The organism is Dactylosporangium thailandense (genome assembly GCF_059739745.1).
The window spans coordinates 11,354,757-11,379,121 of the sequence record NZ_AP029195.1 but is presented as its reverse complement, the minus strand read 5'-3'; the positions used below and the strand labels follow the sequence as shown (position 1 = coordinate 11,379,121).

The window sequence follows — 24,365 nt, the reverse complement described above, 5'->3', positions numbered from 1 at the left end:
TCGCGGCGGGACTCAGTGAGCGAACGCGCACCGGCGGCCGCGACGAGGTGAGCGATTCGCGCGGAAAACCCACGACGGGCTGAGCGAGTCGCACAAAGGGCCGCGGCGAAGTGAGCGAGCCACGCTGAACGGCCACTGCAGGATGCGCGAATCGCAAAAAGGCCGCAGCAAAGTGAGCGAGGCATGCGGACGGACCCGGCGAAGTGAGCGAGCCGCGCGAACGACCACGGCGGGATGAGCGAATCGCGCAGAAGGCCGCGGCGGGATGCGCGAGTCGCGCGGACGTGACGCGGTCCCGTGCGGAGGGCGAGCTGGGCACGTCCAGCCCCGGGATCGGGCACCACTTCGCACTCCCCGACCTGTTGCTCTGGCGGCGCGCCAGCGCACGCCAGTGGCCGCGCAGCGGCCATGGGGGGGTGCGGGGTGGGAACCCCCCGCCGCGCCGGAGGCGCAGAAACAACAGAAGTGGAAGCCCCGCCGCGCCGGGGGCGCAGAAACACACAGCCCCCACCGCGCCGGAGACGCAGAAACACACAGCCCCCACCGCGCCGGAGACGCAGAAACACACAGCCCCCACCGCGCCGGAGACGCAGAAACACACAGCCCCCACCGCGCCGGAGACGCAGAAACACACAGCCCCCACCGCGCCGGAGACGCAGAAACACACAGCCCCCACCGCGCCGGAGACGCAGAAACACACAGCCCCCACCGCGCCGGAGGCGCAGAAACACTGCAAACTGACCGCGTGCCGAATACGAATCCGACCGGTGTGGTGATGCCGAGCGTCGACGGGAAGGTCAGCTCCTCGGCGCTCGGGCGAGCCGTGGTCGCCGATGCGCTGCGTGGGGTCGATCCCGTCGGGGCGCGCGGGGCCGAGGCCTCGACCGACTGGCGGCATGACTACCTGGTGCATTTTCGGCGGCTGATCGAGGCCGGGCTGCCGTCCCGCGACGCCGCGCTCACGATCGCGCGGGACGGGCTTGCGTCTTTGCACGAGCGGATGCGGTACCGCAGCGGAACGGACGGTGCCGAAGAACCGCTCTCGGCCGCGTTCACCGTCGGTGGGGAGCCGCTGCGGACGGTCACCATCGCGGGGCGGGGGGAGGCGGAGCGGGAGCTCGTCGTGCCGTACCGGGGGCGGCAGCTCGCCGGGCGAGAGCTCGACCTGCAGCTCGAGCGGTGGGTCTCGGCCGGGATCATCGAGCGGTCCTGTGCGCAGATCGTGCAGACCGTCGCGGCGAATCCCGGCTGGCTGGCGCTCGAGGGGCATCGCGTCGTCGTGCTCGGGGCGGGGGCCGAGATGGGGCCGCTGCGGGCGCTGCTGCGGTGGGGGGCCGACGTCGTCGCCGTCGACCTGCCCCGGCCGGCGATCTGGGAGCGGCTGCAGGGGCTGGCGGAGCGGTACGCTGGACGCCTCCACGTGCCGGTGACCGGCGAGGAACGGGGCGCCGACCTGCTGCACGATCTCGGGCGGGTGGCCGCCTGGATCGAGGGGCTCGACGGGCGGCTCGTGCTCGGCAACTACGTGTACGCCGACGGGGCGCTCAACGTGCGGGTCGCCATGGCCGTCGACGCGCTCACGGTGCGGCTGCGGGAGCGGCGGCCGGATCTCGGGCTGGCGTTCCTGGCCACGCCGACCGACGTGTTCGCGGTGCCCGACGGCGCCGTCGACGAGGCGAGCCGGCGCTATGCGGAGGCGACCGGCATCGGGCGGCTCCGGCGGCCGTTGCGCGTGCTCAGCGCCGGGCGCCTGCTCACCCGCAACTATCCGCCGGGGCTCTATCCGGGCGTCAACGACAGTCTGGTACCGCAGCAGGGTCCGAATTATGCGCTCGCCAAACGGCTGCAGCGCTGGCGGGCGGCCGAGGCCCGGGCCGCGGGGCTGCCCGTGTCGCTGGCCGTCGCGCCCGCCACCCGCACCCGCAGCGTGGTGAAGAACCGGCTCCTCGCCGCGGCGTTCGCCGGGGCGCACCGGTTCGGCATCGAGATCTTCGAGCCCGCGACCAGCAACACGCTCATGGCCGCGCTGCTCGTGCACGACCTCAACGCCGCGCGCCCGGAGCACGAGCACCCCTGGCAGGACGAGGCGTTCGCGGCGGCCCACGGCGGGCTGTGGCGCCAGCCGTACTCGGCCCGCAGCGCCCTCGGCATCGCGGTGCTGATGGGCATCGGCGGTGCGCGCGGCTGATGTCAGCGGCCGCGTCAGCGCGCTGGCGGTGCCGTGTCAGCCGCTCTCGCGATGGTGGTTGCACAACAACTTCTGCCAAGGAGCGCCCACCATGACGATCACCCTCTCCGACCAGGACAAGAACACCCTGCGCATCGCCGCGTACGGCGCCATCACGCTGATGTCCGCCGCCGGCGCCGCCGGTGGTTCGCCGCACAAGATCGCCACCAACGGCAGCATCGCGCTCGGTTCGGCGACGGGACTGGTCGGGCACGTGCTCGCCGAGTACCCGAAGCACAAGGACCTCAACGGCAAGTCCGTGGCCGAGATCGCCGACCGGGTGCTGCCGGCCCTGACCGCGGCCACGGGCCTGCTCAAGGCGCAGGCGCCGGAGGAGGCCGCGAACTTCCGCGGCACCGTCCTCACCGCGCTCGAGTCGGCCACCCACCACGCCCCGCCTACCCCGGTGATGGCCGGCATGATGCGCAAGATCACCGAGGCCCTCGACGCCGCCTGACGGACCACGGCCCGCCCGGATCGGACCCGGGCGGGCCGCAGACGCTCACGGCTCGATCGGCACCGGCGTCGTGGGGCGCCGCGTCGGCCAGGACGTCGGCAGCACCGTCGGCCACAGCGTCGGTCGGGCGGTCGTCGGCCTCGTCGTCGGCCTCATCGTGGGCCGTACGGTCGGCCAGGGCACGGGCCCCGGCGTCCACGTCGGCACGGGCACGCCGATCGGCCCGCCGGTGGTGCAGGACAGCCCCTTCAGGTTCGTGGCGGCCATCGCGAGGTGGGTGCGCAGCGTGGGCAGCGTGTCCCGCGCGAACGCCCGCAGCTTCGAGTTCTGCCCGTCGGCGGCCTCCCGCTCGAACAGCCCGACGTCGGCGACGTGGTCGGCGTACATCGCGGGCGCGTAGGAGCAGTCGAACGCCGTGCCGGACAGCGACGACCAGATGGCCAGGATCGCGCGCTGCACGCTGTCGGGCTTGTCCGGGGCGCTGAGGCCCAGGTCCTTGGCCAGGGCAGCCAGCTTGTCGCCGGCCTTCGCGTGGTCGGTGACCATGTGCCGGCCGAACGCTCCCACCGCCGGGTCCACGGCCCGGTCGGCGGCGAGCCGGCCGGCCGCGACCTCGTAGGCGCCGCCGTGCCCGGCGGCGTCGACGAACGCGCGGTCCATGGACGACAGATCCCTGGCGGCGGCCTCTGCGGGCACGGGTACCACGGCGACGGCGAGTACGGCCGCCGCCAACGTGCAGGCCTTGACGCTGAACGGGACGCGCATGACGGCGCCCTCCAATCGTGGGGACTGAACAGTTGCCACGACCGCAACAAAAACCCGATGGACAGCGACCACCGAACGGGGCGTTGGCGGCGGAGCCCCACCGGGGAGCGGGCGCGCGCGAGCACGGTGAGCCAAGTCTGTGGGGCGAGCGGGACTCGAACCCGCGACCAAGGGATTATGAGTCCCCAGCTCTAACCGGCTGAGCTATCGCCCCGAGCGGAGCAAGCTTACCGAGCCGCGCAAGTACCATGCCGCCCGGAAACGGGCCATAACATGAAAATGGCCTCCGAAGAGGCCCGATTGGCTCCCGCGATAGGACTCGAACCTATAACCTGCCGGTTAACAGCCGGCTGCTCTGCCAATTGAGCTACGCGGGATCGTGCATCCCCTCCGTTCGAGGGCGACCGGGAAAGAGTACAGCACGACTCGGGGGGTCTTCGCCACCGGGTATCCCTTTCGGGTGCCCGATGCCGGCAATCCGCGGCAAGATCGATGTGTCGGCACGACGATGGACGGGTATGTCAACACCGGCGGCGCACCAGGCAATCAGGACCCGCGCCGTCAGAAGGAGGTCGTCGCCATGCGCGGCAAGCTGTTGTTCCTCGGCGGTCTGGCGGCGGGCTTTGTGCTCGGGGCCCGAGCCGGTCGGGAGAAGTATGAGGAGCTCAAGGCCACCGCTCTGAAGATCAAGGAGAGCCCGACGGTCCAGGAGGCCGCCGGCGTTGTCCAGGAGCAGGCCACCCGGCTCTACAGCGAGAGCAAGACCAAGGTGACCGACAAGCTGGCGAACAGCCGCTTTGCGGAGACCGAGATGGGGCAGCGGCTGCTGCACACGTCCGACAACCCCGCGATCGAGCGGGACCTCGCGACGAGTGGTGCGCCCACGACTCCGTCGACGGGGACCAGCTACTAGCGGTACACCCGAACGTGGTGAAGGCCGGCCCCCGAACGGGGCCGGCCTTCACTCGTGCGGGCTCAGGACGAGGACGAGAACGCGGCGTCGAACGCGTCCGCCGGGGCGTCGAAGGCCAGGCCGCGCACGAAGCCCAGGGCCTCGGGCGCGCCGACGAGCCGGTCCATGCCGGCGTCCTCCCACTCGATCGAGAGCGGGCCGTTGTACCCGATCGCGTTCAGGGCCCGGAAGCAGTCCTCCCAGGGCACGTCGCCGTGGCCGGTGGAGACGAAGTCCCAGCCGCGGCGCATGTCGGCCCAGGGCAGGTGCGAGGCGAGCCGCCCGCGGCGGCCGTCGCCGGTGCGGACCTTCGCGTCCTTGCAGTCGACGTGGTAGATCCGGTCGGCGAAGTCGAAGATGAAGTTCACCGGGTCGAGCTCCTGCCACACGAAGTGCGACGGGTCCCAGTTGAGGCCGAACGCGGGGCGGTTGCCGATGGCCTCGAGCGTCCGCTTCGTGGTCCAGTAGTCGTACGCGATCTCGCTGGGGTGCACCTCGTGCGCGAACTTGACGCCGACCTCGTCGAAGACGTCGAGGATCGGGTTCCACCGGTCCGCGAAGTCCTGGTACCCAGCCTCGATCATCTCCGGCGGGACCGGCGGGAACATGGCCAGCGTGTGCCAGATGGACGAGCCGGTGAAGCCCACGACAACGTCGACACCGAGCTTGCGGGCAGCCCGGGCGGTGTTCTTGATCTCCTCGGCGGCGCGCTGCCGCACACCCTCGGCCTCGCCGTCGCCCCAGATGCGCGCGGGCAGGATGCCCTGGTGCCGCTGGTCGATCGGGTGGTCGCAGACGGCCTGGCCCACGAGGTGGTTGGAGATGGCCCAGACCTTCAGGTTGTACTTCGCGAGCGTCTCCAGCTTCCGGTCCACGTAGGACTCGTCGGCCAGGGCCTTGTCGACCTCGAAGTGATCGCCCCAGCAGGCGATCTCGAGGCCGTCGTAGCCCCACTCGGACGCCAGGCGGCAGACCTCCTCGAACGGGAGATCGGCCCACTGGCCGGTGAAAAGCGTGATGGGACGCGCCATGTTGCTGTCCTTCCGGGCAATGAAAGGTTCAGGCGCGAGGGTGACCTGCTGAAAGCGGCAAACGGAATCGTGCGGTGGGTTGCGCCCCCACACGGCAATCCTAAAAGACCTGGTAGCAAAGCAAAAGAGCAGAAGCTTTTCAGAGCTACCGCGATGTCCGCCGTGGTGCGGACCGTAACTCCCGTGGCCTCACCCTCCGCCGTGGTCACGGTCGTGGCAAAACTCGACCCGAGCCCGAACGGCGCCCCGCGACCGCGCTCAACCCCGAGCCCGAACGGCAACCCACGACCGCACTCAACCCCGAGCCCGAACGGCACCCCACGACCGCACTCAACCCGGAGCCAGAACGGCGCCCCACGACCGCGAACGTCCGCACCCGGCCCGACGACCGCCCCTCCGGACAGCGCTCACACTCGCCCACCGCCACGCACACGACACGCCGCCCAACGACCACAGGGACGAGCACCAACACACGACCACAACGCGCGCAGCGAACAGAGCACAAACGAACAGCGCGAACAGAACACAACGTGCGGGGCGAGCAGAACGCAGCGCGCGGAGCGCGCGGAGCGCGGGGCGAGCGGACGGCGCACCCCGCGCACGAGGTTGCCCGCCCGCCCGGACGGCGCGCGCCGGCGAACCGGTCCGGAGTCGGCGTCACCGAACCGGCGGGCCGAACCGCGCAAGAACACTGCCCGGGCGGGCGGGTCCCGAAGGAGGGGCCGGTCGGCGTCCGGCCCCTCCCCCGTCAACTCGGCCGTCAGCCGAGGAGCATGAACTCGGCCGTCAGCCGACGAGCATGAAACTCGGCTGTCAACCGACAAACGTGAACTCGACCGTCAGCCGACGAGCATGAAACTCGACCGTCAGCCGATGAGCGTGAACTCGTCGATGTCGAGCAGCGAGCCGCTGCCGCCGTGACACACGAGGTACAACACCTGCGAAGCCGAGCCCGCGAGCGGCACGGCGGCCTCCCGGAACGTGTCCCAGCCGCCCGTGTTCGCCGCGCTCAGCGTCCCCAGCAGCGGCCCGGTGGGCGAGCCGGCACGAAACTCGATCGTGCCGCCCGGCCCCGCCGACGACCAGCGCACCCGAGCACCGGCGACGGCTGAGAGGGCAACGGACCCGTACGACGCCCAGTCATTGTTGTCAATAAACCCGGCCGTCTGACCGCCCGCGGCCCCGGCGTGCGCCGCGACCTGCATGCCGCTCGTGGACGTCCACGCCTCACCCTGCCGGGTGGCCGCGGAGCGCGCGATCGTGAACTGGTCGACGTCGAACAGCGACCCGCCGGAGCCCTTGAACACCAGCACGACAGATGTGGACGTCGAACTGGACAACGTCGTGAACACATCGCGGTACGACTCCCAGCCGCCGGTATTGGGCACGGCCACGGATCCGAGCAGCGCGCCCGTCGGCGAGCCGGCGTGGAACTCGATCGTGCCCCCGGCGCCCGCCGAGGCGACACGCACGGTCACACCCTTGGCAGCCGAGAGGCTCGCCGGATACGCGGCCCAGTCGCCGTTGTCGATGTACCCGGCCGTCCGGCCCCCGACCGCGGGCGCGTGCGCCGCGATCTGCACGCCGCTCGTGCTGGAGTACGACTCCCCCTGCGTGGCCCCCGAGACCGAGCAGTCCCCGTCCACGCGCTTCGCGGTGTACCGGATCGCCCCGAGCAGCAACGACGTGAACGCGGGGTCGGCGTAGCTCTCCTCGGTGTGCCCGAACCCGGTGTAGAACGACCGTCCACTGTCGATCGTCTTGCACCAGGTGATCGGGTGGTCGCCGTTCATGGTGCCGCCCGAGTACGACGACTCGTTGAGCGAGGCGAGCACCTGCGCGCTCGCGCGCGGGTTCGTCTGGTAGTTGTACCACTCGTCCGTGCGCACCCAGGTCGCACCGAGGTGCGCGGTCGCCGGGTGCCCGCGGTCCTCGACGGTGACCGTGGCCGGCTGGATCGCCGGGTGCGACGAGAACCAGGCCCCGACCAGGGTGCCGTAGAAGGGCCAGGAGTACTCGGTGTCGGCGGCCGCGTGCACGCCGACGTATCCGCCGCCGCCGCGGATGTACGCCTCGAACGCCGTCTGCTGCGCGTCCGTGAGCACATCGCCGGTCGTCGACATGAATACGACGGTCTGGTACTGCGCGAGGTTGCTCGCGGTGAACACCGCGGCGTCCTCGGTGGCGGTGACGGTGAAGTTGTTGGCGGCGCCCAGGGCCTGCACGGCGGCGATGCCGTTCGGGATGGACGAGTGGCGGAAGCCGGCCGTCTTGGAGAAGACCAGCACCTTGTACGGCGCGTCGGCCGCCCTGGCGGGGGCGGCGATCAGCACGCTCGACACGGCGATCAGGCTTGCCGTAGCGGCGGCGAGCCACGAGCGGATGGTCATGACAGTTCCTCACGATCGCGTCGTTCCGGGTCTGCGCGCGCCGCCGCGCTGTCATGTCGTGTTGTGCAGTTTTCCGGGCCCGGCGCGGTGCCTGGCTGGCACCGCGCCGGCGCTCCGGTCTTACTCCCCACCGGACCTGGTACCCCCACCCGCGGGGCGCAACCGCGGGCGGGCCCTCGCTACCGGGCCCGGCGAAGCAGACTCAGCCTCGAATGCCCAGCAGATGCTCCATGGCCAGCTGGTCGAGGCGTTCGAACGCCATGCCGCGCGCGGCGACGGCGTCGATGTCGATCTCCTCGGCGCGCAGCTGCGCCAGGGACTCCCCCGGCAGCAGCGTCGGCACCGACAGCTCGTCGACCCGGGCGGTGGCCAGCGCGGCCGACACCTCGGGGTCGTCGCGGAACGCGCGGACCTTCTCGCGCAGGATCAGGTAGTTGCGCATGCACGCCGCCGCGGTGACCCAGACGCCGTCGGCGTCCTCGGTGCGCGGGGGCTTGTAGTCGAAGTGGCGCGGGCCGGCGTAGGCGGTCGGGTAGCCGGAGGAGTTCTCGAGCACGTCGACGGTCCAGAACGCGCCCCGCAGGTTGCCGGCCCCGAAGCGCAGGTCCTGGTCGAAGCGGGGCCCGTGCTGGCCGTTGAGGTCGATGTGGAACAGCTTGCCGTGCCAGAGCGCCTGGGCGATGCCGTGCGCGAAGTTCAGCCCGGCCATCTCCTCGTGGCCGACCTCGGGGTTGAGCCCGACCCGCGACGGCTCGTCGAGCGTCGAGATCAGCGCGAGCGCGTGGCCGATCGTCGGCAGCAGGATGTCGCCGCGCGGCTCGTTCGGCTTGGGCTCGATGGCCAGGCGCATGTCGTATCCGCGCTCGCGGATGTAGGCGCAGATGGCGTTGATGGCCTCGCGGTAGCGGTCCAGGGCGGCCCGCATCTGCTTGCCCGCCCCCGACTCGGCGCCCTCGCGGCCGCCCCAGAGCACGTAGGTGGGCGCGCCCAGCTCGGCCGCGAGATCGATGTTGCGCAGGACCTTCCGCAGCGCGTAGCGCCGCACGGCGCGGTCGTTGGCGGTGAACGCGCCGTCCTTGAAGATCGGGTGGCCGAACAGGTTCGTGGTCGCCATGGACACGACCAGCCCGGTGTCGTCGAGGGCCTCGCGGAAGCGCGCCACGATCTTGTCCCGCGCGGCCTCGTCGCTGCCGAACGGGATCAGATCGTCGTCGTGGAAGCTGACGCCGTACGCCCCCAGCCCCGCCAGCCGGTGCACCGTCTCGACCGGGTCGAGAGCCGGGCGCGACGCCGAGCCGAAGACGTCCTGGGCCTGCCAGCCCACGGTCCACAGCCCGAACGAGAACCGGTCGGCGGGCGTGGGAGCGTACGGATCGCTCATGACGCCACACTCACCCACGAGGAGTCGGACCGGGCCACCGCGTCGAGCACCAGCTGCACCTGCAGCGCGTCCTCGAACGACGGCGTCGGGTCGGCGCCGGTCGCGATCGCCTCGATGAAGTCGCGCATCTCGTGGGTGAAGGAGTGCTCGTAGCCGAGGATGTGACCCGGCGGCCACCAGGCGCCGAGGTACGGGTGCTCGCCGTCGGTCACCAGGATGCGCGACCAGCCCTGCTCGGCCGCGGGCCGGGTGGCGTCGAAGAACTCGAGCTCGTTGAGGCGCTCGAGATCGAAGGCGAGGGAGCCGTACTCCCCGTTGACCTCCACCCGCAGCGCGTTCTTGCGCCCGGTCGCGAAGCGGGACGCCTCGTACGTCGCCACCGCTCCCCCGTCGAGCCGGGCGATGAACAGGGCGGCGTCGTCGACCGTCACCTCGCCCGTGGCCGTGCCCGCCGACGCCGAGAGCCCGCTCGCGGCCTCCGGCAGCGGCCGCTCCTTGATGAACGTCTCGGTCAGCCCGCTCACCCCCGTGATGCGCTGCCCGGTGACGAACTGGGTGAGGTCGATGATGTGCGCGCCGATGTCGCCGAGCGCGCCCGAGCCGGCCTTCTCCCGCTGCAGGCGCCACACCAGCGGGAAGTTCGGGTCCACGATCCAGTCCTGCAGGTACGCGGCGCGGACGTGGCGGATCGCGCCGAGCCGGCCGGCGGCGATCAGGTTGCGCATGAGGCTGACGGCGGGCACGCGGCGGTAGTTGAACCCGCACGCGGAGCGCACGCCCACGGCCCGGGCCTTGGCCGCCGCGGCCACCATCGCCCGGGCCTCCTCGACCGTGTTGGCCAGCGGCTTCTCGCACAGCACGTGCTTGCCCGCCTCGAGCGCGGCGATCGCGATCTCGGCGTGGCTGTCGCCCGGGGTACACACGTCGATGACGTCGATGTCGTCCCGGGCGATCAGCTCACGCCAGTCGGTCACCGCCTCGGCCCAGCCGAGCCTTTGCGCGGCCTCGGCCACCGAGGCCGCGTCGCGCCCGCACACGGCGACCATGCTCGCCCTGGCCGGCAGGTCGAAGACACGGTTCACCGTGCGCCAAGCCTGCGAGTGGGCGGCCCCCATGAACGCGTAGCCGACCATGCCGACGCGCAGCTCCTGACTGGACACTGGCGGTTCCTCTCTCAAGAACGGTGGTTCAGGACTTGAAGCCGAGCGGCAGGTACTTGTCGACGTTGTCCTTGGTGATCGTCTCGGACTGCAGCACGATCATCTTCGGAACCTGCAGCTCGACCAGGTCGCCCATGCCCTTGCCCTGGGCCGCGAGCCGGGCCAGGATGATCGCCGACGAGGCCATCGACGGCGGGTACGTGACCGTCGCGGTGAGCACGGTGTCGCCGGACTTGATGTGGTCCATCGCGTCGCGGGAGCCCGCGCCGCCGACCAGGAAGAACTCCTTGCGCCCGGCCTGCTGGATCGCGGCGAGCACGCCGACGCCCTGGTCGTCGTCGTGGTTCCACACCGCGTCGAGCTTCGGCGCGGCCTGCAGCAGGTTCGCCGCGGCGGCCTGGCCGGTCTGCACCGTGAAGCCGGCCGCGACCCGGTGCTTGACGCTGAGCCCGTAGCCCTTGAGCGTGTCGGCGAAGCCCTTGGAGCGGTCCTTGGTCAGCTGCAGGTCGTCGATGCCGGGGATCTCGCCGATGACCGCGTCGGTCTTGCCCTTGAGCTTCTCGCCGACGTAGTGCCCGGCGGCCACGCCCATGCCGTAGTTGTCGCCCTTGATGAGGCAGAACGACGCGGCCGCGTCCGAGAACTCGCGGTCGAGGTTGATGACGATGATGCCCGCGTCCATGGCCTTCTTGCCGACCGTGGTGAGCTGGGCGCCGTCCTGCGGCAGCAGGACGATCGCGTCGGGCTTGCTGGCGATCAGGGTCTCCAGCGCGGCGATCTGCGCCGGGGCGTCCTTGCCGGCGTCGACCGCCTTCAGCGTGACGTCGGAGAACTTGGCCGCCTGGGCCTTGGCATTGGCGGTGATGGCGCCGATCCAGCCGTGGTCGGCCGCCGGGGCGGAGAAGCCGATGGTGACGGGCTTGCCCGGGGCCTCGCTGGCGGCGTTGCCCGCCTTGGTGTTGGTCTGCGGCTCGCTGTCCTTCGTGTCGTTCGAGGTGCAGCCGGCCAGCAGCGCACCAGCGCCGAGGGCGGCCCCGCCGAGCAGGAGCCGGCGCCGGGACATGTCGCTCATCGCGACCTCCAATTGGGGGTGTTTGTGGGTGTGGTGATCAGCGCCACCGTCCCGGCGTGGACGGTCGCGTGGTGAAACGAGGCGTTGGTTACTTCGCGGCTGTGCGCTTCAGGAACGGGAAGGACCCGACCCGGAACTGCTGGACGAGCACGGCGACGACGATGATGCCGCCGTTGATGACGCGCTGGATGTCCAGCGGCAGACCGTTGACGATGAACAGGTTCGTGATCTGGCTGAAGATCAGCACGCCGAGCAGCGAGCCGACGATGGTGCCGCGGCCGCCGGTGAGCAGGGTGCCGCCGATGATCGCGGCGGCGATCGCGCTGAGCTCGTAGCCCTCGCCGTTGGTGTTGCTGCCCGACCAGGTCTGGGAGACCACCATGATGGCCGCGATGCCGCAGCAGAGGCCCGACAGGACGTACAGCAGCATCGTCTGCAGCCGCACGTTGATCCCGGCGAGGCGGGAGGCCTCGGGGTTGCCGCCGATGGCGACGGTCCGCCGGCCGAACGTGGTCCGGTTGAGCAGGACCCAGCCGAGCGCGGTCACGACCAGGAAGATGACGACGATGTACGGCACGCCGAGGATCTTGTCGCTGGCGAGCGACCGGATGAACGGGTCGTTGGTGATCTGGGTGTGCGACTGGGAGATGTTCTGGGCCAGGCCGCGGGCGGAGACCATCATGGCCAGCGTCGCGATGAACGCCACCAGCCGGCCGTAGGCGATCAGGACCCCGTTGACCAGGCCGGCCAGGGTGCCCACGGCCAGCGCCGCGAAGACCATGACGGCCGGCCCGTAGCTCTGGGTGGCCACCGTCGTGCACCACACGCTGGCCAGCGCCAGGATCGCCCCGACGGACAGGTCGATCCCGCCGGCGATGATCACGAAGGTCATGCCGACCGTGATCACGCCGATGGAGGAGGCCTGGCTGAGCACCACGACCTCGTTCTGCCACAGGCCGGACCCGCTCAGGAAGATGTCCGGCCGGGTGAACATGCCGATGACCAGCAGCAGGAGCAGCACGCCGATCAGGGCCAGGTTGCGCTTGGCGTGATCCGAACCCTCGCGCTGCCAGAAGCCCTGGGCGGTCACGCGCGGTCGGTCGTGAACGTCCACCGGTTCGATCGTGGTGCTCATGCTGCGGTCCCTTCGGGGGTGTTGCTCGACAGGTCGGCGCCGTCGAGCAGCGATCCGGCCATGACCAGGTCGAGCACGGTGTCTTCGTCGAGCTCGCCGGCGGGCGCCTCGTGCACGAGCCGGCCCTCGCGCATGACGAGCACGCGGTCGGCGAGGCCGAGGACCTCGGGCACCTCGCTGGAGACGAGCAGCACGCCCACGCCCTCGTCGGCGAGGCGGCGGATGACCTGGTAGAGCTCGGCGCGGGCGCCCACGTCGACGCCGCGGGTCGGCTCGTCGAGCAGCAGCAGCCGGGTGCCGCCGAGCAGCCAGCGCCCGACGACGACCTTCTGCTGGTTGCCGCCGGACAGCGTGCGCACCGGGCGGCGCACGTCCGCCGGGCGCAGGTCCAGGCTGCGGGTGATGTCCTCGGCGACGGTGCGCTCGCGGCCGGAGTCGGTGAAGCCGCCCTTGGCGAAGCGGGCGAACCCGGCCAGGGTCACGTTGCGGTAGATCGGCTCGCCCAGCAGCAGCGCCTGGCTCTTGCGCTCCTCCGGCGCCATGCCGATGCCGGCCCGCACGGCCGCGCCGACGTCGCCCCGGCGCACCTTCTTTCCAAGCATTTCCACGGTACCGGTGGTCGGCCGGCGAGCCCCGTAGATGGACTCGAGCACCTCGGAGCGGCCCGAGCCGACGAGCCCCGTGATGCCCACGATCTCGCCGCCGTGCACGTCGAGGGACACGTCGGCGAACCGTCCCGGCAGCGTGAGGTTCTCCACCCGCAGGATCGGCGCCTCGGTGAACGTGCGCGCGGCGGGGCGCTCCGGGAAGACGTACTCGATGGTGCGCCCGGTCATCCGGCTCACCAGCTCGCGGTTCGGCGTGGTCTTGGCGTCGAGGTTCGCGGCGGTCGTGCGCCCGTCCTTGAGCACCGTGACCCGGTCGCCGATCTCGCGGATCTCGTCGAGGCGGTGGGAGATGTAGATGACCGCGATGCCCTGGGCGGTGAGCCCGCGCACGATGCGGAAGAGGTTCTCGACCTCGTCGTGGGCGAGCACGGCGCTCGGCTCGTCCATGATGAGCAGCCGCGCCTCGCGCGACAGCGCCCGGCCCATGCTCACGATCTGCTTCGCGGCGGCGGGCAGCTTGCCGACCTCGCGGGCGGCCGGGATCTCCGGGTGCCCGAGGCGCTCCAGGATCGCGGCCGCGCCGCGGCGCATCGACCGGCGCGCCACGAAGCCGCCGGCGCTGGGCTCGTGGCCGAGGTACATGTTCTCGGCCACGCTGAGCCCGTCGACGAGGTCGAGCTCCTGGTAGATGGTGGCGATGCCGGCCTTCATGGCGGCCTGCGGGTTGCCGAACGACACGGGCGCGCCCTGCCAGCGGATCTCGCCGGAGTCCGGGGCGTGCACGCCGGCGAGTACCTTGATGAGGGTGGACTTGCCGGCGCCGTTCTGCCCGAGCAGGCAGTGCACCTCGCCCGCCCGTACCTCCAGCTGAACCCCGTCGAGCGCGCGCACGCCGGGGAAGGTCTTCACCACGTCGGTGAGGCGAAGGACTTCGTCGTGTTGATGTGCCGGTTGGTGTGCCGGTGGATCTGTCATGATGGCCGTCCATACGCGAGTTCGCTGGCCAGCACCGCGGCGCCTACGACGCCGGCACGGGGGCCGAGCTCGGACAGGACGACCGGCAGGTTGCCGGTCGCGAGAGGCAGTGAGCGCCGGTAGACGACGCTGCGGATCTCGGCGAGCAGGATGTGCCCGAGCCCGGCCAGGCCGCCGCCGATCACGATCATCGACGGGTTGATGAAGCTGACCAGGCCGGCGAGCACCCCGCCGACGCGCCGTCCGCCGTCGCGGATCAGCCGGATGCAGCTGACGTCGCCCTCGGCCGCCCCGTCGGCGACGTCCTTGGCGGTCACCGAGCCGTTGGCTTCGAGGCGGTCCGCGAGCGCCGGCGACGCACCGCTGCGCGCCGCCGCCATGGCGTCCCGCGCGAGAGCGCCGCCGCCGAAGAGCGCCTCCAGGCAGCCGACGTTGCCGCACGAGCACACCGGCCCGTGGCTGTCGACCTGGATGTGGCCGATGTCGCCGGCGCAGCCGTCGGTGCCCCGGTACACCTCGCCGTTGAGGTAGATGCCGCACCCGATGCCCGTGCCGACCTTGAGGAACAGCAGGTTGTCGACCGAGTGCGCGACGCCGCCGTAGCGCTCGCCGATGCTCATGATGTTGACGTCGTTGTCGACGACGACCGGGCAGTTGTGCTCGCGTCCGAGCACCTCGCGCACCGGGAACCGGTCCCACCCGGGCATGATCGGCGGCGAGACGGGCACCCCGTCGCGGAAGCTGACCGGCCCGGGCACCCCGATCCCGATGGCGTGGAGGCGCTCGTACGCCCCTTCCGCGCGGAACTTGTGCAGGATCTCGTTGACGCGCTGCAGGATGACCTTGGGGCCCGAGCGGATGTCCGCGGGCTCCCCGTACGCGGTGATCGGCTCCAGCCGCCCGTCGGTGATCTCGACGTCGATCGAGCTCGCCCCGAGGTCGACCGCGGCGAAGCGCAGGCTGGGGTTCAGCTCGACGAGCGTCGAGCGCCGGCCGCCCCGGCTCGCGGCCGGTCCGGCCTCGCGGATGAGCCCCGTGGCGACGAGCGCGTCGAGGTCGGCCAGCAGCCGCGGCCGCGGCACCTCGAGCCGATCCGCCAGCTCGGCCCGCGAAAGCGCCCCGGTGTCTCGCAGCAGCCGGAGCAGGCGCGACTGAACCGGATTGTCGATGGCGCTGACCGTGTTCATTGAGGCACCTCCTCGTCAGGTCGCAGAGCCCTGGTGCACCACGACATGCGGCTACACCACCACACCGGCAGACCACGGTTGATTGCCGACCCGTGTGGCCCGCGTTACACCCGTGTTGCGACGAGACTCTAGGCGCCTCCGGGACCCCCGTCTAGACCTTCTGGCGCCCGTTACCAAACTTTTGCTGATTCCAGCGGAAGTTCGCGCGACTTCGAAAATAAGAACGTTTTCGCAGCTCGCGATGCCTGCCGGAGCCCCGCCGCCGCTTTCGAAATTGCCCACAAATGGGATAAGACACTTTCCCACACGCAGGGGTCGGCCACGGTGTGTGCACGCTCCCACACACACCGGCGCCCGGCCCGGGCCGCCGGACCCGTCAGGTCAGCAGAAGCCGGCCGAGGCGGCGGCCCGCCAGCCACAGGCCGGCCATGGCCAGTGCCGCCAGGTATGCCGCGTGCCCGGCCATCCCCCACGACCACAGCCCCAGGCACAGCCCACGCACGAGCTCGACCCCGTGATACAGCGGCGTGGCCTCCACCAGCACGCGCGCGACGAGCGGGTAGTCCGACGGCGGCGCGAACACCCCGCTGAACAGGAACAGCGCGAACTGCCCCACGTTCACGTAGTCGAAGTCCTGCCACGAGCGCAGGAACGTCGACAGCGCCATCCCCAGCCCACCGAAGGCGAACCCGACGAGCAGCGCCGCGGGGAAGGCCGCGATCGCCCGCAGCGGCGAGGTCAGGCCGAGGGCCACCATCACCACGAGGAACGCGGCCGAGTAGAACGCGCCCCGCGTCATGGCCCACAGCAGCTCGCCCGAGGCCAGCTGCAGCGGCGTCACCGGCGTGGCCAGCGTCGCGTCGTACAGCTTCATGAACTTCAGCTTCCCGTAGAAGTTCATCACCGTCTCGGCCATCGCGCCCGTCATCGCCGAGGCCGCCAGCGTCGCCGGGGCCACGAACTCGGCATAGGACACCAGCCGCCCGTCCCCGACCGGCACCTCGCCGATGAGCTGCCCGACGCCCACCCCGATCGAGAACAGGTAGAGCATCGGCTCGGCGATCCCCGACACGAGCACGAGCCAGTAGGTCACGTGCCGCGCCGCCGACACGTTGCGCAGCATCACCGAGAGCGCGCCCCCGAGCAGCATCGCCTCAGTCCTCCAGCCGCCGGGTGAACCCGCGCACCGCGAGCGCGTAGCCGAGCCCGGCGTAGGCGGCCAGGACCCCGAGGTGCGCCCACACGCCCCAGGCCGTCGCCGTGCCCAGCGTCGCCGCGCGGCACAGCTCGACGCCGTGCCACAGCGGCGACGCGTAGGCCAGGACGCGGGCCGGCGCCGGCAGCGCGCCGACCGGGAAGAACACCCCGGCGAAGAGCGTCATCGGCACGACCACGAGCCGGAACAGCACCGCGAAGTAGTTGTCGCTGGCCACCACCGAGGCGAACGCGAACGACGGCGCCGCGAACGCGAGCCCGGTCAGGATCGCGGGCCCGAGCGTCGCCGGCGCCCACCACGAGTGCAGGGCGCCGAACGGCAGCAGCACCAGCAGGAAGGCGAGCGCCGCGACCCCGACGCGCAGGCACACGTAGAGCAGGTGCCCCCGCAGGATGTCGGCGGACGTCACCGGCGAGGCGCGCATCGCGTGGTAGGTGCGAATCCAGTTGAACATCGAGAACACGGGCCAGGTCGCGTCGTTCACCGCGACCTGCAGCGCCGTCGAGGCGAGCAGCCCCGGCCCGATCCAGTCGAGGTAGGGCGCGCCGAGCCCGGACGGCCGCGCGTCCACGTATCCGCCGACCGTCACCCCCATGGCGACGAGGAACATCGCCGGCAGCGCGAAGGAGCTCAGCACCGAGCCGCGCCAGATGCGCCGATAGCACACCAGGTGGTATTCGAGGACCGCGAACGTCCCCATCACTCGACCAGCGTCCGGCCGGTGAGGTGCAGGAACACGTCCTCGAGCGAGCCGCGGCGCACCAGCGTGCTCGACGGGGCCAGCCCCCGCGCGGCGATCTCGGCCAGCGCCTCGTCGCCGTCGTCGGCATAGACGAGCGTGCGGTCCGGCAGCACCTCGATCCGCTCGCCGATCCCGCCGAGCTTGTCGCCCTGCGCCGGGTCGGCCGGGCTTTCGAGGCCGAAGCGGACCTCGACGACCTCGCGGGTCGAGTGCCGCGCGATGAGCTCCCGCGGCGAGCCCTCGGCCACGATCCGCCCGCCGTCCATCACCACGAGCCGGTCGCACAGCTGCTCGGCCTCGTCCATGTAGTGCGTGGTGAGCACCAGCGTCACGCCCCGCTGCTTGAGCCGGAACAGCCGCTCCCACACCAGGTGCCGGGCCTGCGGGTCGAGCCCGGTCGTCGGCTCGTCGAGCAGCACCAGGTCGGGCTCGTTGACCAGCGCCCGGGCGATCGTCAGCCGCCGCTTCATGCCACCGGACAGCGGCTCGACCTTGTCCCCGGCCCGGTCCCCGAGCTGCACGAAGTCGAGCAGCTCCCGGGCCCGCTCGCGCGCGACGCGCCGCGGAATGCGGAAGTAGCGCGCGTAGACCACCAGGTTCTCCAGCACGGTGAGCTCGGGATCGAGCGTGTCCTGCTGCGGGCACACCCCGAGCCGCGCCCGGATCGCCGGCCCGTCGCGCGCCGCGTCCAGGCCCAGGATGCGCAGCCGCCCGCTGGTGGGCCGCGACACGCAGCCGATCATGCGCATCGTGGAGGACTTGCCGGCCCCGTTGGGCCCCAGGAACCCGAACGCCTCGCCGGGCGCCACCCGGACATCGATCCCATCGACAGCCGTAAAATTCCCGAACCGTTTGACCAGCCCGCTCGCCGCGATCAATGCCCCGTCGTCGACCACGACCCGACCATAGCGGCGGGGCACGACATTTTCGCGGCGATTACGATGCCCCTCGTGCGATGGCTCGGGCTCGCGGCCTCAACCCTGCTGGCGCTCAGCGGATACCTGGCGGGCCGGCCCGGGACCCACGACGCCGCCTGGGTGACGGGCGTGTGCGTCTGGTTCGTGGCGCTGGGCATCCTCGCCTACGCCTGGTGGAACCTGCGCGGCGAGCCGGGGAGCCTGCTCGTGACGGCCGCGCTGTGGAGCCTGCCGCTGCTCGTCGCCCCGCCCATGGGCGCCCTGGACGTGTACGCGTACGCCTGCCAGGGCCAGCTCTTCAACGCCGGCATCAACCTCTACGAGCACGGCCCGTCAGCGCTGCCCTGCACGTGGCTGTCGGACGTCCCGCCGCTGTGGCGCGACACCCCGACGCCCTACGGCCCGCTGTGGTTCGCCGTCTCGGGCGCCGTGGCCTGGGCCGCGCACGGGCACCTGCTCGTCGCCGTCGGACTCTTCCGCCTGGTCGCGGTTCTCGGGCTGGTCATGTGCGTGGCGGCCGCGCACCGGTTCACGGACGGCAACGCGGCGCTCGCGGCCAGCCCGCTGGTGCTGGTACACGTGATATCCGGCGCGCACAACGACATCCTGGTGGCCGGGTTCGCGCTCGCCGGCTTCGCGCTGGCCGCCCGCGGCCGGGCCACGCTCGGCGGCATCGCCTTCGGGCTGGCCGCCGCGGTCAAGGTGACCGGGCTGGTGGCGGCGCCGTTCGCCGTCCTGCTACTGCTGTCCCTTCGGAAGCGAACGACATTTGTGGCGGCGACGGTGGCGACCTACGCTGTTCTTGCCGCACTGACCGGCCACGGCCTGGGCTTCCTGCGCGCGCTGGGAGCCACGGCGGGGCTGGTGCAATGGCTGTCGATCCCGAGTGGCGTCGGGATGGCGGTCGGATACGTCCTGCGGGTCGCGGGCCTGCCGGGCGCGTTCGGCACCTCCGTCGCGATCGCCCGCGCGATCGGCCTGGTGGTCCTCGCCGCCCTGCTGCTCTGGCTGTGGCTGCGGGCCGTGCGCCGATCGGCCGACCACAACGCCGTCCTGACCCTGGCCGGCCTCGCACTGCTCGTCACGGCGGTGCTCGGACCGGTGTTCTACGCCTGGTATGCGCTCGCGGGCATCGCCGTGCTGGCCGCGACGCAGCTCACCGGCCGCCTGCGCACCGGCGTGCAGGTGGCCGTAGTCGCCCTGCCGTTCCTGACCCTGCCCGACAGCCTCGGCCTGGCCACGAAGACCAAGGTCCCGGGCGCGTTCCTCGACGTCGCCCTGGTCGTCACGGTAGCCGTGCGCCTGGCCCGCCGCCGCTCACGCGACCACTTCGCCCAGGCGCCATAAGCTCGGCCGCGTCGACACCCTCACCGCGCGCCCGGCCCACCACCGCTCACGCGACCACGCCGACACCCGACTTCGCCCAGGCCACCAGCGCCGCCGTGTGCTCGGCCACCCCGGGCGCGCCCGCGTCGACACCCTCGTCGTAGCGCACCGTCCACCGCAGCCCGTTGACGCCCGGCACCCGCCGCCCCACGACGCGCACCCCGCCCTTCGCCCCGGTGATCTCCTCGAGCGGATGATGCGACGTGTGCGCGATCGACTTGTTGACCCGCACCCGCACCTGATCCGGCACCCGATCGGGATCGAGCAGCGTGACGACGAGCGGCGGCCGGTCCTCCATCACCGCGTACGCGTCGTCACCCACCGGCACCTCCCGCGCCGCGGTCACGGAGAGTTGCCGCCCCGACCACGTCGCCTTGTGAATCTCGTGCCACCCGAGCCGCTCCTCGGCCCCCGGCAGCCACACCCCGTGATTGGTCACCACGACGACGTCATCGCCGGTGGCCCCCGCCCACGCGACGACGCGCTCGTCCGCCCCGAGCCTCGGCCGGCGCCCGGCCGGCAGCTTCCGCCGCTTGAAAACGCCAAACACGGCTAATACTCCCATTTCCGAAGTTCATGACTCAGGTCCGCGGGGGTCCGGACCGTTGCTCCCGTCAGACACCGTTCGGCCCTGGCGGGCCTCTCTGCCGGGCCCGCCGTGGCAAGAACGAAGGAACCGGCCCGACGAGCGGACACCGAGCCCAACGGCCCGCACCTCACCACCGGCCCGCGCCCCGACGGTGCGGCGCTCGAATACGACACCGCCACTCGCAGCACGCCCCATCCGCGCGACGACCCTGGCCTCGTCACCAGCCCGCGCGTCGACCTCGCGGCGCACGGACACGACACCGCCACCCGCCCCGCGAACGGCCCGCGCGGCGACCTCGCGGCACACGGACACGACACCGCGGCCCGCAGCACGCCCCATCCGCGCGACGGCCCGCGCCTCGCCACCGGCCCGCACGTCGACCGCGCGGCGCACGGGCACGACACCGCCACCCGCGGCGCGCCCGATCCGCGCACCCGCACGATCGCCGGCCACGGAACGCGCGAGCCGCGGCTCACCAACGACTCGCACCCCGATCGCGCAGGGCGCGGGCGTGCTGCTCCAGCGACACCAGCTCGCTGAACAGCCGCAGGTGCTCGTCGGCGCTGCTCACCGGGTTGATCCGCTGCAGCTTCGACTTCAGCTCGCCGATCGTGCGGTTCAGCGCCATGAGCTGCAGGCGGTTGATCGTCACCTCGACGTAGCGCGGGTCCGGGTCGCCGTCCAGGCGCAGCGGCTCCACCGCCAGCTCGGCCACCATCGCGCCCGCGGCCAGGTCCAGGCAGGCCTCGCGGACCTGCTCGATCCAGACCGCTCCGCCGGTCGCGCTCGAGGCGCCGCCCGCCTCCAGCACCGCGGTGCGCAGGACGCTGTAGGTCGGGTGCGTATACATCTCCGGGCCGATCGCGTCGAACATCGGCCCGGCGAGCGCCGGCTGCTGCAGCGCGAGCTTCAGCGCCTCCCGCTCGACCAGCGCCTCGGCGCTGTCCGGGGCGAGGACGCGGCGCTGCTGCGTGGGGGGCATCGGGTCGACGACGCCCTTGGCCGCCGAGGCGACCGAGCGCTGCACCGTCTCGAGCTCCATGCCGAGGTCCCCGGCGAGCTTGCGCGCGTATTCGGGCCGCAGGGTCCGGTCCTTGATCTTCGCGACCAGCGGCGCGGTGGCCCGCAGGGCGCCGACGCGGCCCTCGGCGGTGTCGAGGTCGAAGCGCTGGATGACCGAGCGCAGCGCGAAGTCGAGCAGCGGCTGCCGGTCGGCGACCAGGTCCCGCACGGCCGCGTCGCCCTTGGCCAGCCGCAGCTCGCACGGGTCCATGTTGTCCGGGCCGACCGCGATGAACGTCTGGGCGACGAAGCGCTGATCGTCCTCGAACGCGCGCAGTGCCGCCTTCTGCCCGGCCGCGTCGCCGTCGAACGTGAAGATGATCTCGCCGCCGTAGCCGTCGGCGTCCATGAGCAGCCGCCGCAGCACGGAGATGTGGTCGCCGCCGAACGCGGTGCCGCAGGTCGCCACGGCCACCGGGACGCCGGCCAGGTGGCAGGCCATCACGTCGGTGTACCCCTCGACGATCACGACCCGGCTCTGCTTGGCGATCTCGCGCTTGGCCTGGTCGATGCCGTAGAGCACGTGCGACTTCTTGTACAGCGGCGTCTCGGGCGTGTTGAGGTATTTCGGCCCGTCATCGTCGTCGAACAGCTTCCGCGCGCCGAAGCCGATCACCTCGCCCGAGATGTCCTTGATCGGCCACACGAGCCGCCGCCGGAACCGGTCGATGAGCCCGCCGGAGCGCCCCTCGCGGCACAGTCCGGCGGTGGTCAGCTCCTGCGCCGAGAACCCCTGCACCCGCAGGTGCTTGGCCAGGTTGTCCCAGCCCTCCGGGGCGAACCCGCACCCGTAGCGCTCGGCCGCCTCCTTGCTGAACCCGCGCTGCGCCAGGAACTCGCGCGCCTTGCGGGCCCCGGGCGTGCCGAGCTGCGCGGCGTAGAAGCGCGCGGCCTCGGTGTGCGCGGCGATCAGCCGGTGCTTCTGGCCACTGGGCCGCACCGGAGCGCTGCCGGCCTCGACGTAGTGCAGCTGCAGCCCGGCCTTGGACGCCAGCCGCTCGACGGACTCCACGAACGAGAGATGATCGTGGTCCATCAGGAACTTGATCGCGTCACCGCCGGCGCCGCAGCCGTGACAGAAATACACGTTGCGGGTCGGTGAGACGTTGAACGAGGCGGTCTTCTCGTCGTGGAACGGGCACAGCCCCTTGAGGTTGCCGCCACCCGCCGACCGCAGCGTGACGTGCTCGGAGATCACGTCCTCGATCGACGTGCGCTCCCGGACCAGGGCGATGTCCTCGTCCTTGATCTTGCCGGCCAACCGCCACCTCCCCACCAGTCCGGCTTGCGCGCTGTCATACATCCTGCCTCGCGGCTACGACAATTTACGACTCGCGCGCCGCCACCGCCTCGCCGGGCGCCTCACCCGCGCCCTCACCCGGACACCGGCCGGGGCAATAAGGCCCTATGGCCTCCGACTCGCCACCCTCCACAGTGGAGCCGACGCACCCGCCGGTCAGCGACGTGCCCGCGAGGCGGCGCACGCTCGAGCGGCCGACGCGCGGATCGCGGACTCGCGCGGGGCCGGCGCGCGCTGCGACAGGCGACACGCGGATCACGGCTCCCCGAGGCCGGCGCACGCTCCGGCGGCCGACACGCGGATCGCGGCTCCGCGAGGCCGGCGCACCCTCCGGCGGCCGACGCGCGCATCGCGGGTCGCGGGCCGGCGCGCGCTGCGACGGGCGGAACGCGGACGGCGGCTCCGCGGGGCCGGCGCACGCTCCGGCGGGCGACACGCGGATTTCGGCGCGACACGCACCGTACGGGCGAATGCGGTCTTCGCCACACAGCCCCTCCATTGCGGAATCCGGCATGCGCACCCGACCGCCCCGGCATACTTGACCAGGTTCACGGGCGCCGGGCGGCTCGCATCGGCACGGCCCGATCCCGAGCACCTGCTGCGTGCTCCCTCTCTGGCGATGGGTGGTGCGACCGCGGTGGTCATCGTGCTGCGGACCACGGACGACGTCCTGCGCTGGGCCGGCCGGCTGGTCGACCCGCCCCTGCGGACGGCGATCGGGCGCCTGCCCGAGCCGTCCCGGGAGGTCGCCGAGCTGCAGCTGGGCTGGCATCACCGCACCTGGGGCGGCGAGGACGCCCCCGCCGCCTCGATACGCAGCGCCCTGACCCTGGTGTGCGCGGACGCGGTCGGCGGCGACCCCCACGACGCGGTGCCCTCGGCGGTCGCCGTCGAGCTCATGCACCACTGGTCGGCGATCCGCCGCGACCTGGTCGACGAGCACCCCGACGGCACCGCCTGGAGCGTGGTCGGCGCCGAGCCCGCCTCCCTTGGCGGCGAGGCCCTGCTGGCCCTGGCCTTCGACGTGATCGCCACCGGTGACCCGACCCACAGCAGCCCCGCCCGCCCCCGCCAGCGCCCCGGCCGCCCCGGACCCGACCGGGCCATGCTGCGCATCCTGGGCGACGCGGTGCAGGAGCTCCTGCACGGGCAGCACGCCTCCCTGGCCCTGCGCGACACCCCGCCCCTGGCCCGCACGCAGCCGCCCCCGGTGGGCGGCGGCGAGGAGCGGACCGATCTCCTGCGCGACTGCCTGGCCATGGTCGAGCAGCGCACCGGTGCGCTGTTCGGCGCCGCCTGTGCCCTCGGCGCGGTGGCCGGCGGCGGGGACCCGGCGCAGGTGGAGCGGCTGCGGCTGTTCGGCGTGCGGCTGGGCCTCGCGGTGCAGTTCACCGAGGACCTCCTGGGCATCTGGGGCGAGCGCGGCGGCATCGGGCCCGACCTGCGCCGGCGGCGGCGGTCGCTGCCGGTGGCCGCGGCGATCGCGGCCGGGGCCGACGAGCTGGCCGCGCTCTTCGAGGGCCGGGCCCGGCTCAGCGACGCGGACGTGGAGCGCGCCGCGAAGACGATCGAGCAGTCGGGCGCCCGCGACTGGTGCCGGCGTCAGGCCGGGGAGCTGCTCTCCCAGGCGTTGCTGGCGCTCGACCTCGCCTCGCCCTCCCCCACGGCCGTGGCCGAGCTCGTCGCGCTGGCCCGCCGCGCGACCGCCACTCCGCGCTGAGCGCAACCGCCACTCCACGCTGAGCGCAACCCGCCACTCCACGCTGAGCGCAACCGTCACTCCACGCTGAGCGCAGGCCGCTACTCCGCGCTG

The 24,365-nt window shown here is 72.1% G+C and carries 20 protein-coding genes and 2 tRNA genes; 6 read left to right on the top strand and 16 right to left on the bottom strand.

Annotated features, from left to right (window positions below; genetic code table 11):
* The first annotated feature begins 745 nt into the window (after window positions 1-745).
* Both AC6JBM_RS51100 and AC6JBM_RS51095 read left to right on the top strand, forming a co-directional pair.
* Entirely contained in the window at window positions 746-2,188 is a 1,443-nt protein-coding gene (locus AC6JBM_RS51100) for a hypothetical protein (protein ID WP_497980751.1), read from the top strand.
* Between the two features lie 91 nt (window positions 2,189-2,279).
* Window positions 2,280-2,684, top strand: a complete 405-nt coding sequence (locus AC6JBM_RS51095; protein ID WP_497980750.1) for a hypothetical protein — start codon at window positions 2,280-2,282, stop codon at window positions 2,682-2,684.
* 45 nt (window positions 2,685-2,729) lie between these two features.
* Here AC6JBM_RS51095 and AC6JBM_RS51090 read toward each other — a convergent pair whose 3' ends face one another.
* From AC6JBM_RS51090 to AC6JBM_RS51080, 3 genes are all read right to left on the bottom strand, one after another.
* Window positions 2,730-3,449: a DUF4142 domain-containing protein gene (locus tag AC6JBM_RS51090; RefSeq protein WP_497980749.1), complete on the bottom strand. Its 720-nt coding sequence runs from the start codon at window positions 3,447-3,449 to the stop codon at window positions 2,730-2,732.
* Between the two features lie 140 nt (window positions 3,450-3,589).
* Window positions 3,590-3,663, bottom strand: a tRNA-Ile gene (locus tag AC6JBM_RS51085).
* Between the two features lie 87 nt (window positions 3,664-3,750).
* Window positions 3,751-3,826, bottom strand: a tRNA-Asn gene (locus AC6JBM_RS51080).
* Window positions 3,827-3,909: 83 nt separating this feature from the next.
* On the opposite strand from AC6JBM_RS51080, the gene AC6JBM_RS51075 reads away from it, so the two are divergent.
* Entirely contained in the window at window positions 3,910-4,362 is a 453-nt protein-coding gene (locus tag AC6JBM_RS51075; protein WP_497980748.1) for a hypothetical protein, read from the top strand.
* Between the two features lie 62 nt (window positions 4,363-4,424).
* Here AC6JBM_RS51075 and AC6JBM_RS51070 read toward each other — a convergent pair whose 3' ends face one another.
* The 11 genes from AC6JBM_RS51070 to AC6JBM_RS51020 all read right to left on the bottom strand — a co-directional run bounded on the left by AC6JBM_RS51070 (window position 4,425) and on the right by AC6JBM_RS51020 (window position 18,194).
* Complete coding sequence (locus AC6JBM_RS51070) at window positions 4,425-5,432, bottom strand: sugar phosphate isomerase/epimerase family protein (RefSeq protein ID WP_497980747.1); 1,008 nt, start codon at window positions 5,430-5,432, stop codon at window positions 4,425-4,427.
* Window positions 5,433-6,298: 866 nt separating this feature from the next.
* Window positions 6,299-7,822: a ThuA domain-containing protein gene (locus tag AC6JBM_RS51065; RefSeq protein WP_497980746.1), complete on the bottom strand. Its 1,524-nt coding sequence runs from the start codon at window positions 7,820-7,822 to the stop codon at window positions 6,299-6,301.
* Window positions 7,823-8,024: 202 nt separating this feature from the next.
* On the bottom strand, window positions 8,025-9,203 hold the full coding sequence (gene xylA / locus AC6JBM_RS51060; RefSeq protein ID WP_497980745.1) for a xylose isomerase: 1,179 nt from the start codon (window positions 9,201-9,203) through the stop codon (window positions 8,025-8,027).
* The gene (locus tag AC6JBM_RS51055; RefSeq protein ID WP_497986721.1) at window positions 9,200-10,336 is read right to left on the bottom strand and encodes a Gfo/Idh/MocA family protein; all 1,137 of its coding nucleotides are present in this window, start codon (window positions 10,334-10,336) and stop codon (window positions 9,200-9,202) included. The genes xylA and AC6JBM_RS51055 overlap by 4 nt, the downstream gene beginning before the upstream one ends.
* Before the next feature lie 55 nt (window positions 10,337-10,391).
* Window positions 10,392-11,435: a substrate-binding domain-containing protein gene (locus tag AC6JBM_RS51050; RefSeq protein WP_497980744.1), complete on the bottom strand. Its 1,044-nt coding sequence runs from the start codon at window positions 11,433-11,435 to the stop codon at window positions 10,392-10,394.
* Window positions 11,436-11,523: 88 nt separating this feature from the next.
* Window positions 11,524-12,570 carry an ABC transporter permease gene (locus AC6JBM_RS51045; protein ID WP_497980743.1) on the bottom strand — a complete coding sequence of 349 codons (1,047 nt, stop codon included), beginning with the start codon at window positions 12,568-12,570 and terminating at the stop codon, window positions 11,524-11,526.
* Window positions 12,567-14,153, bottom strand: coding sequence for a sugar ABC transporter ATP-binding protein (locus tag AC6JBM_RS51040; RefSeq protein ID WP_497980742.1), 1,587 nt, complete (start codon window positions 14,151-14,153; stop codon window positions 12,567-12,569). Before AC6JBM_RS51040 ends, AC6JBM_RS51045 begins: the two co-directional genes overlap by 4 nt.
* Window positions 14,150-15,340, bottom strand: coding sequence for an ROK family transcriptional regulator (locus AC6JBM_RS51035; protein ID WP_497980741.1), 1,191 nt, complete (start codon window positions 15,338-15,340; stop codon window positions 14,150-14,152). Before AC6JBM_RS51035 ends, AC6JBM_RS51040 begins: the two co-directional genes overlap by 4 nt.
* Before the next feature lie 376 nt (window positions 15,341-15,716).
* Window positions 15,717-16,490, bottom strand: a complete 774-nt coding sequence (locus tag AC6JBM_RS51030) for an ABC transporter permease (RefSeq protein WP_497980740.1) — start codon at window positions 16,488-16,490, stop codon at window positions 15,717-15,719.
* A 4-nt stretch (window positions 16,491-16,494) separates the two neighbouring features.
* Window positions 16,495-17,256, bottom strand: a complete 762-nt coding sequence (locus AC6JBM_RS51025; protein ID WP_497986720.1) for an ABC transporter permease — start codon at window positions 17,254-17,256, stop codon at window positions 16,495-16,497.
* Entirely contained in the window at window positions 17,256-18,194 is a 939-nt protein-coding gene (locus tag AC6JBM_RS51020) for an ABC transporter ATP-binding protein (RefSeq protein ID WP_497980739.1), read from the bottom strand. Before AC6JBM_RS51020 ends, AC6JBM_RS51025 begins: the two co-directional genes overlap by 1 nt.
* 54 nt (window positions 18,195-18,248) lie before the next feature.
* Here AC6JBM_RS51020 and mptB point away from each other — a divergent pair, with 54 nt between their 5' ends.
* Window positions 18,249-19,562, top strand: a complete 1,314-nt coding sequence (mptB, locus tag AC6JBM_RS51015) for a polyprenol phosphomannose-dependent alpha 1,6 mannosyltransferase MptB (RefSeq protein ID WP_497980738.1) — start codon at window positions 18,249-18,251, stop codon at window positions 19,560-19,562.
* A gap of 46 nt (window positions 19,563-19,608) precedes the next feature.
* Here mptB and AC6JBM_RS51010 read toward each other — a convergent pair whose 3' ends face one another.
* Window positions 19,609-20,151 carry a hypothetical protein gene (locus AC6JBM_RS51010; RefSeq protein WP_497980737.1) on the bottom strand — a complete coding sequence of 181 codons (543 nt, stop codon included), beginning with the start codon at window positions 20,149-20,151 and terminating at the stop codon, window positions 19,609-19,611.
* Window positions 20,152-20,259: 108 nt separating this feature from the next.
* On the opposite strand from AC6JBM_RS51010, the gene AC6JBM_RS51005 reads away from it, so the two are divergent.
* Window positions 20,260-20,730 carry a hypothetical protein gene (locus AC6JBM_RS51005; RefSeq protein ID WP_497980736.1) on the top strand — a complete coding sequence of 157 codons (471 nt, stop codon included), beginning with the start codon at window positions 20,260-20,262 and terminating at the stop codon, window positions 20,728-20,730.
* Here AC6JBM_RS51005 and dnaG read toward each other — a convergent pair.
* Window positions 20,663-22,555, bottom strand: a complete 1,893-nt coding sequence (gene dnaG, locus AC6JBM_RS51000; protein WP_497980735.1) for a DNA primase — start codon at window positions 22,553-22,555, stop codon at window positions 20,663-20,665. The two genes, AC6JBM_RS51005 and dnaG, sit on opposite strands and share 68 nt — an antisense overlap.
* A gap of 616 nt (window positions 22,556-23,171) precedes the next feature.
* Here dnaG and AC6JBM_RS50995 point away from each other — a divergent pair.
* The gene (locus AC6JBM_RS50995) at window positions 23,172-24,272 is read left to right on the top strand and encodes a polyprenyl synthetase family protein (RefSeq protein WP_497980734.1); all 1,101 of its coding nucleotides are present in this window, start codon (window positions 23,172-23,174) and stop codon (window positions 24,270-24,272) included.
* Window positions 24,273-24,365 lie beyond the last annotated feature (93 nt).